Below are 8,350 nucleotides of genomic sequence, written 5' to 3'. Positions count from 1 at the left end.
GTCGCCAGTATGGCGACGCGTGGGCGACCGGGATGAAAGCCAAACTCGGCCTGGCCGGCAACCCTGATGATTCGGTGCTCCTGCCCCTGATCGATGAGCTACTCGCACTGCTTCAGGCTGATCGGGTCGATTACACCTCCTTCTTCAGGAGCCTCGGCGCTGCCGCCCGGGGCGACGCCGATCTGACGCGGACCCACTTTGCCGATACTGAAGGGGTCGACGCCTGGCTCCACCGCTGGCGTGCCCTTGGGCCAGACGCCGTCGCAATGGGCCGGTTCAACCCCGTCTACATCCCGCGCAATCATCTGGTGGAGGAAGCCCTGGCAGCTGCGACGGGTGGGGATCTGGTGCCGTTTGAACGACTGCTGGAAGCCGTAACCTCGCCCTACGACGAGCGGCCCGGGCTGGAACGTTATGCTGCTGCCGCACCCGACGATTTCGGCGCGTACCGGACTTTCTGCGGGACCTAAATTCGTTCGCCTTCGCCTGCCTGACGCCGAAGAATGTCAGCGGCATGTCGACCGGCGCAATGCGCCGTGGCGCAGGCCTGAGGCAAATGGGCAGGCGCACGCTCAGCAGGGCGCCGACGGGGGAAACAAAACCGCCGCAGGCTGATTGAAGCTAACTAAGCGGTGAGGCCGAGCAGGCTCATGCGGCGGGAGTGGTTGCGGGTGAGCTGGGAAAACAACAGCAGCGTCTCCTTCTCCTGGTCTTCCTCGGCTCCTGCGAACAGCAGCGCGCCGAGGAATGCTCGCTCAATTCCGATGCGCTGTGCCTGGGTGAGAGCCTCCCCGACCAGTCGTCTGCCCCACAGCGCCAGCCGGGAAGCCAACCGCGGGTCGTCGGCAAGTGCCTCCTGCAGCCGTTCCTGCAGCAGCGGCCCCTGCTCATCGGCAGACTGGATCCGTCCGATCAGCTCTCGGGTCGATGCATCCAGCCGTCCGGCGAGCGCCGTATAGAAGTCGTCGGAGATCGCGTCGATCACGTACGCCTTCATCAGCGATTCGTACCAGTCGGCTGGCCGGGTTCGCTCGTGAAAAGAATCGATTGACGGTTGGAAGGGGGACATCGCGGTCTCGACGTCCACCCCCAACACAGCCAGGTGGTTGCTGACCATTTCGAAGTGCTCAAACTCTTTGACAGCCAACCGGCCAAGGGTGGCCCGGTCATGGAGGGTGGGAGAGAAACGCGCGTCTGAGGACAGCCGCTCAAATCCTGAGAGTTCGCCGTAAGCCATCACCCCGAACAGGTCAACGATGAACCGTGCGTAGCGGGGGTCCGCAGGGAGCCGGGGGTGCGTTCCGGCGGTGTGCTCGTCGGAGGCCTGCTGGGGAGGGGAGGACGGCAGTGAACTCATGGGGTTAAGGGTACCGGTGCCCGAACGCCTGAAACCCGGTGACGCGCGCTGCGCGCGATCCGGTGGGCGGTCGGTCGGTGTATTACGGTTGAGATTGTGCCGTACTCGCATCTTGATTTGTCGAATCGGAATTCCCAGCTGCAGCTGACCCGTTCCCTGCAGCTCCTCCGGGAGGAGTTGGGCCTCGAGTCCGACTTCCCGCCGGAGGTGCTCGCCGAAGCTGAGCACGCGGTCAGGAACCATTCCCGCCCGGATACCGATCTGACCGACCTGGGCTTCATCACTATTGATCCACCCGGATCCATTGACCTGGATCAGGCAGTCCATCTGGAACGCCGCGGGGCCGGGTACCGGGTCTGGTATGCGATCGCCGACGTGCCGGCATTCGTGGCGCCGGGTGGTGCGATTGATCTGGAGGCCCGACGCCGGGGCCAGACGGTTTACGCCCCGGACGGCAGGATCTCGCTCCACCCCGAGATCATTTCCGAGGACGCCGCCAGTCTTCTGCCTGGGCTGGTTCGCCCGGCCTACGTGTGGCAGTTCGAGTTAAACGAGGCGGGCGAGGTCGAGGACACCGACCTGCGACGCGCCCTCATCCGCAGCCGGGCCCAGCTCACCTACGAACAGGTGCAGCGCGACATCGACTCAGGCGGCGCCCCCGAGAATCTGCTCCTCCTCCGGGAAGTGGGGCTCCTACGGATCGAGCTGGAACGCCTCCGTGGAGGCGCCAGCCTCAACCTTCCCGAGCAGGAGATAGCCAACGACGGCGACAGGTACTTCATTCTGACGTCGCCACCGCTCCCGGCGGAGGACTGGAACGCACAAATATCCCTGATGACGGGGATGGCCGCCGCTCAGTTGATGATCGACGGAAAAATCGGTGTGCTGCGCACCATGCCCCCGCCGGACCGGGAGTCCGTGGCACGCTTCCGCCAGCAGGCGCGGGTGCTCGGCACACCCTGGCCGGAGGGTATGGCGTACGGGGAATTCCTGCGCAGCCTTGACACCACCGATCCCCGCCAGCTCTCACTGATGCATGCGGCGGCGTCCCTGTTCAGGGGCGCCGGTTATACAGCGTTCGACGGCGAACTCCCCGCCGCCATGAGCCAGGCTGCCATTGCCGCTCCCTATGCTCACACCACAGCGCCGCTGCGGCGGCTGGTTGACCGTTTCGTTCTGGTGATCTGCGCCGCCCTGTGCGGCGACACCGAGGTCCCGGCGTGGGCGCGCGACGCACTTCCGGAACTCAACTCGCTAATGAACTCGTCCAACCAACTCTCCTCCCGGCTCGAACGCGGCGCACTGGACGCCGTCGAGGCAGCGTTGCTGAGTAATCTGGTGGGGCAGGAATTCGACGCCGTCGTCATCTCCGGGGCTAAACCGCCGAACGGCAACTCGCAGAACGGCTATCTGCCCGTCGGAACCATCCAGCTGGCCAACCCGGCCTTCGAGGCGAGGTGTGAGGGGGACCTGGTTGCCGGCGAGGCTGTCCGGGTGCGCCTGGTACGTGCTGACATCGATGCCCGTGTTACCCGCTTCGAACTGATCAATGGCCCGGCCGGTCCCGGCGTGTCGGGCACGCCGGCCGGGGCAGGGTAGAGTTTACTGCGTAGTAATGGATGCCCGGTCGTACTCATCATTCCCTGATAAGTTACCCCTGACCCGCAAGTACCTACGCGATCTTGAGTTCTTCTTAGCCGACAGGATTCGTCCGAATCCCCGGCCTGCAGTCGTAAGCCCGCGATCGGCTTCCACTGGACGCCATGCGCCTGTTCCTCCGGGCTGACCACACGTCAGCCACCCGTCGAGATCCAGCAGCCGTACGGCCTAAATGAACGGTATTTAATTGAACACTGAAAACACCCAGGTGACCGACACCCATCATCTCCATGCCGACAACAGCGACGACGAGATCTTCGTCGAGGAGACACTGGTAACCACCGAGGAGCCCCATAAAGAGGCCGAAGAAACGTTCGCGGACTTCAACGTCCGTGCAGACATTGTGGAGTCCTTGGCTGATGCCGGGATTATCCACCCGTTCCCCATCCAGGCGATGACCCTGTCAATCGCCCTGGGCGGACATGACATCATCGGCCAGGCCAAGACCGGCACCGGTAAGACACTCGGCTTCGGTATTCCCGCCCTGCAGCGCGTCGTCGCCCCCAAGGACGACGGCTACGACCGACTGCCTGTGCCGGGCGCCCCCCAGGCGCTCATCGTGGTTCCTACCCGCGAACTCGCCGTCCAGGTTGCTGGTGACCTCACCACCGCCGCCAAGAAGCGTCACGCCCGGATCGTCACCATTTACGGTGGCCGCGCCTATGAGCCACAGATCGAAGCGCTCAAGAAGGGCACCGAGATCGTGGTCGGCACCCCCGGCCGTCTGATCGACCTGTACCGCCAGAAGCTGCTCTCCCTCGCCAATGTGAAACTGGTGGTGTTGGACGAGGCTGACGAAATGCTTGACCTTGGGTTCCTGCCCGACGTCGAAACGTTGATCGCCGGCACCCCGGCTGTACGGCAGACCATGCTGTTCTCAGCGACCATGCCCGGCCCGGTGGTAGCTATGGCACGCCGGTACATGACCCAGCCGACCCACATCCGCGCGGCTGATCCCGAGGACGAGGGAATCACCAAGAAGGATATCCGCCAGGTCATCTACCGGGCACATAACCTCGACAAGGCCGAGGTGGTGGCCCGGATCCTGCAGTCCCGCGGCCGTGGGCGCACCATCATTTTCACCAAGACCAAACGCACCGCCGCCAAGTTGTCAGAGGAACTGATTGACCGCGGCTTCGCGGCCGGGGCGATCCACGGAGACCTGGGCCAGGGCGCCCGGGAGCAGGCGCTTCGGGCCTTCCGCGGAGACAAGATTGACGTCCTCGTGGCCACCGAGGTGGCAGCCCGGGGCATCGACGTGGAAGACATCACCCACGTGATCAATTACCAGTGCCCCGAGGACGAGAAAGCCTATCTGCACCGGGTCGGCCGCACCGGCCGGGCCGGCAAGAAGGGCACAGCCGTCACCTTCGTGGACTGGGACGACATGCCACGCTGGGGCCTGATCAACAAGGCTCTCGGCCTTAACGCTGCCGAGCCCGTGGAGACCTATTCCTCATCCCCACACCTCTACGAGGAACTTGACATCCCCGAGGGCACCAAGGGACGGCTACCCCGGGACAAGCGGACCCTCGCAGGCATCAACGCCGAAACACTTGAGGATCTCGGCGAGACGGGCAAGAAGCATCGTGCAGCCCCCGAGTCACACGGCTCCGGCCGGGGACGCGGCTCGGAGCGCTCCGGCGGCGGTGACCGTTCACGCGGCGGCGACCGCTCACGGTCGTCCGATCAGCGCGACTCCCAGAAATCCGGCGAAAGCTCCGGCAACCGCCGCCGTCGTTCGGGCGGATCAGCCGAAGAATCTGCACCGTCCCGCCAGACGGCAGCCAGCGCGCCAGCATCGGGTGCCGACAACGCACCGGCCACCGACCGTCCCCGCCGCAGCCGCTCCCGCACCCGGAGCCGCAACGGTGAGGTAGTGAACAAGCCTGCAGCCGGAGCCGAGGGCTAGGCACAACATGTCCGTCCCCGCGACGGCGCCGTTGTGGCGTTCGGACGGCAGCAACCTGGTGGTGCACGCCGACAACGCCGACTACCTCCCGACGCTGCCTGACAATTCCTTCACCATGATCTACGTTGACCCGCCCTTCAACACGGGGCGGGCCCAACGGCGTCAACAAACGTCGATGGTCCGCACCATTGATGGGACCGGGGACCGGGTCGGTTTCAAGGGGCACAGCTATTCGACGGTCAAGGGGATGCTGGCGAGCTACGACGACGCCTTCGAGGATTACTGGGAGTTCCTGGCCCCACGCCTCGCTGAAGCGTGGCGGCTCCTCACCGACGACGGCACCCTGTACGTGCATCTGGACTACCGGGAAGTGCACTACGTCAAGGTGATGCTTGACGCCCTTTTCGGCAGGGACAGCTTCCTGAACGAAATCATCTGGGCCTACGACTATGGCGCCCGCGCGAAGAGCCGATGGCCAGCCAAACACGACAACATTCTGGTCTACGTGAAGAACCCTTCGAACTACTATTTCGACAGCGCAGGGGTGGACCGCGAGCCCTATATGGCGCCCGGGCTGGTCACTCCCGAGAAGGCTGCCCTGGGCAAACTGCCCACCGATGTCTGGTGGCATACCATCGTCTCCCCCACCGGTCGGGAAAAGACCGGCTACCCCACCCAGAAACCCGAGGGGCTCCTTCGCCGGGCGGTCACGGCCAGCAGCCGCGAGGGTGACTGGGTACTCGACTTCTTCGCAGGATCCGGAACCATCGGCGCGGTGGCAGCGAAACTGGGCCGCCGGTTCGTCTGCGTTGACCAAAACCCCCAGGCGATCGACGTGATGAAGGCCAGGCTCGGCGCCTACTGCTGACCGGTTCCCGCTTCGCGCAGGCAGGTGTTCAGCGAACCACTACCGACCCGGTGGCCAACGCCTCAATTTGCTCCAGCACGTCGGGGGCAGTGAGGTTCTCCCCCAGGCGGTTCGGTTTTCCTTCCCCGTGGTAGTCGCTGGATCCAGTGGCCAGCAAGCCATGCTCCGCAGCAATCCGTCGCAGGTCACGGCGTCCCGGCTCCGGGTTGTCGCGATGTTCGATCTCCAGGCCCTGCAATCCGGCATCGATCATCTGGCCCATCACATCGTCACCCACGATCCGGCCGCGGGCCGATGCCACCGGATGGGCGAAGACCGCAACGCCGCCCGCCGCGCGAATCAGTTCCACCGCCTGCGCGGGGTGCGGTGCGTAGTGGCCCACCCAGTAAGGGGACGCGGCAGTGAGGATATCGGTGAAGGCTTCGCTCCGGTTGGAAACGATACCCAGCGCCACCAGAGAATCGGCGATATGGGGGCGTCCGACAGTTGCCCCGTCCGCGATGTGCTCCTGCACATCGGACCAGGTAATGGGATAGTCGGCTCCGAGGCGCTCCACCATTCGCTCGGCCCGCGTCAATCGGGCGTCCCTGGACCGAAGGACTTCAGCCTTCAGTCCGGGGTGTAGCGGATCGTGCAGGTAGGAGAGCACATGAACGCTGATACCCGTGTCAGTCCGGCACGACACCTCCATGCCAGGGATCAGCGCCACGCCATGGGTACGCGCCGCAGCTGCGGCTGCTGCCCAGCCCGCGGTCGAGTCGTGATCGGTCAGGGCAATCACATCAATTTCCGCGTCCAGCGCTGCCTTGATCAGCTCTGCAGGACTTTCGGTGCCGTCCGAGACGGTTGAATGGGTGTGTAGGTCGATTCTCACCCACCTAATCTACGCCCGCAGTGGTGTTCTCCCTGACAACTGTTTGGTTGCCTCCGGTACCGGTGAGATCATGGACTGGTGAGTACAGCAGAGAACAACACCCTGTCCCAGACCGCCGGCGCGCTCTCCACCACCGAAGAGCAGCCTCTTGTTGCCCGGAACGAGAACCGTTCCCAGCGCCCCGAATCGGAGGCGTTTAAGGCGTTCATGGCCCAGCAGTGGGAACCCAAGCCCACCGAGCTGCCCGCCGAGGCTGAGGTAGCCCCGCACGTCGCGAAACGCCGTCGTGCTATCTCAGACCGATTCCCTGGCGAACGGCTCGTCATCCCCGCCGGACCGTTCAAGGTGCGCTCCAACGACACCGACTACCGCTTCCGGCCGCATTCCGGGTTCGCGCACCTCACCGGTCTTGGGCTCGATCACGAACCCGACGCAGTGCTCATCATGGAGCCCACCGAGGCTGGCCACGGCGACGACGGCGGCCAGCACCACTCCACCCTGTACTTCAGGGAGCTTGCTGGTCACGACAACCCCGAGTTCTATGCCAATGCCCGCTACGGCGAGTTCTGGATCGGCTCACGCCTGTCACACGCGCAGATCAGGACCCTGCTCTCCATCGAGACTGCAGACCTCGCCGAACTGGAAGTCGCAGTCACCAAGGACGCAGGCGTCCCCGAGGTGGGAGGCATGCGGATCCGGTTGCTGCGCGAAGTCGATCTCAACGCGGACGCCCTGGTCGACACCTCCCGGATCAACACCGGCGTCGACCTGGAAAAATCCGATGAGCTCGACGGCAAGCTCGCCGAAGCCCTCTCCGAACTGCGCCTGATCAAGGACGCCTGGGAGGTGGACCAGATGAAGGTCGCCGTCGCGGCGACAGTCAACGGCTTCCACGAGGTGGTCAAGGAACTCCCCCGCGCCATCACCCACCATCGCGGTGAGCGTGTCGTCGAAGGAGCATTTTTCGCCCGCGCCCGTGAAGAAGGCAACGACCTGGGCTACGACACCATTGCCGCGTGTGGCAACAATGCCACGGTGCTCCACTGGATCCGTAACAACGGGCCGGTGCACGCAGGGGAACTCCTGCTCCTCGACGCGGGCGTCGAGGCTGACACCCTCTATACCGCAGACATCACCCGCACCCTCCCGGTCAACGGCAGGTATACCGGCATCCAGCGGAAGATCTACCAGGCAGTCCTCGACGCCGCCGACGCCGGATTCGCGGCAGCCCAACCCGGCCGCAAGTTCCGCGATGTCCACCAGGCGGCAATCACCGTTCTCGCGGAACGGCTCGACGCCTGGGGCCTCCTCCCCGTGTCCCTCGAGGAAGCCCTGTCGCAGGACGGCCAGCACCACCGCCGGTGGATGCCGCATGGTACGAGCCACCACCTGGGCATGGACGTTCACGACTGCGCCCAGGCCAAGCGCGAGCTCTACCTGGACGGCATCCTGACCGAAGGTATGGTCTTCACCATCGAGCCAGGCCTGTACTTCAAGGACGAGGACCTGGCGGTCCCCGAGGAGTTCCGCGGGATCGGTGTGCGGATCGAGGACGACATCCTGATGACCGCCGATGGCCCCGTGAATCTGAGCGCGGCGCTGCCCCGCGAGGCCGACGACGTCGAAGCGTGGATGGCGGGGATCTACAGCCCTACCGGCGAGTAGCCCAGGCCCCGAGCG

6 protein-coding genes and 1 pseudogene (1 of these 7 cut by a window edge) are annotated in these 8,350 nt (G+C 64.8%); 5 read left to right on the top strand and 2 right to left on the bottom strand.

What is annotated here, in order from left to right; translation table 11 throughout:
• Positions 1-470, top strand: a pseudogene (locus B384_RS17525) (protein adenylyltransferase SelO); it begins 995 nt to the left of the window's first position.
• A 155-nt stretch (positions 471-625) separates the two neighbouring features.
• Here B384_RS17525 and B384_RS0102965 read toward each other — a convergent pair.
• Positions 626-1,357, bottom strand: coding sequence for a ferritin-like fold-containing protein (locus B384_RS0102965; protein ID WP_019481660.1), 732 nt, complete (start codon positions 1,355-1,357; stop codon positions 626-628).
• A 96-nt stretch (positions 1,358-1,453) separates the two neighbouring features.
• Between B384_RS0102965 and B384_RS0102960 the strand changes: the two genes are divergently transcribed.
• The 3 genes from B384_RS0102960 (at position 1,454) to B384_RS0102950 (ending at position 5,796) form a co-directional block, all read left to right on the top strand.
• Positions 1,454-2,956, top strand: a complete 1,503-nt coding sequence (locus B384_RS0102960; protein WP_019481659.1) for an RNB domain-containing ribonuclease — start codon at positions 1,454-1,456, stop codon at positions 2,954-2,956.
• Between the two features lie 247 nt (positions 2,957-3,203).
• Positions 3,204-4,928, top strand: coding sequence for a DEAD/DEAH box helicase (locus B384_RS0102955; RefSeq protein ID WP_443110847.1), 1,725 nt, complete (start codon positions 3,204-3,206; stop codon positions 4,926-4,928).
• Between the two features lie 7 nt (positions 4,929-4,935).
• Positions 4,936-5,796, top strand: a complete 861-nt coding sequence (locus B384_RS0102950) for a DNA-methyltransferase (protein WP_019481657.1) — start codon at positions 4,936-4,938, stop codon at positions 5,794-5,796.
• Positions 5,797-5,824: 28 nt separating this feature from the next.
• On the opposite strand, the gene B384_RS0102945 is transcribed toward B384_RS0102950, so the two are convergent.
• Positions 5,825-6,670, bottom strand: a complete 846-nt coding sequence (locus B384_RS0102945) for a PHP domain-containing protein (protein WP_019481656.1) — start codon at positions 6,668-6,670, stop codon at positions 5,825-5,827.
• Between the two features lie 78 nt (positions 6,671-6,748).
• Between B384_RS0102945 and B384_RS0102940 the strand changes: the two genes are divergently transcribed.
• The gene (locus tag B384_RS0102940) at positions 6,749-8,335 is read left to right on the top strand and encodes an aminopeptidase P family protein (RefSeq protein WP_019481655.1); all 1,587 of its coding nucleotides are present in this window, start codon (positions 6,749-6,751) and stop codon (positions 8,333-8,335) included.
• The last annotated feature ends 15 nt before the right edge of the window (positions 8,336-8,350 follow it).

It is taken from the genome of Arthrobacter sp. TB 23, assembly GCF_000294595.1.
GTDB lineage: Bacteria > Actinomycetota > Actinomycetes > Actinomycetales > Micrococcaceae > Arthrobacter_D.
This window is presented reverse-complemented; position numbering and strand designations above follow the sequence as displayed.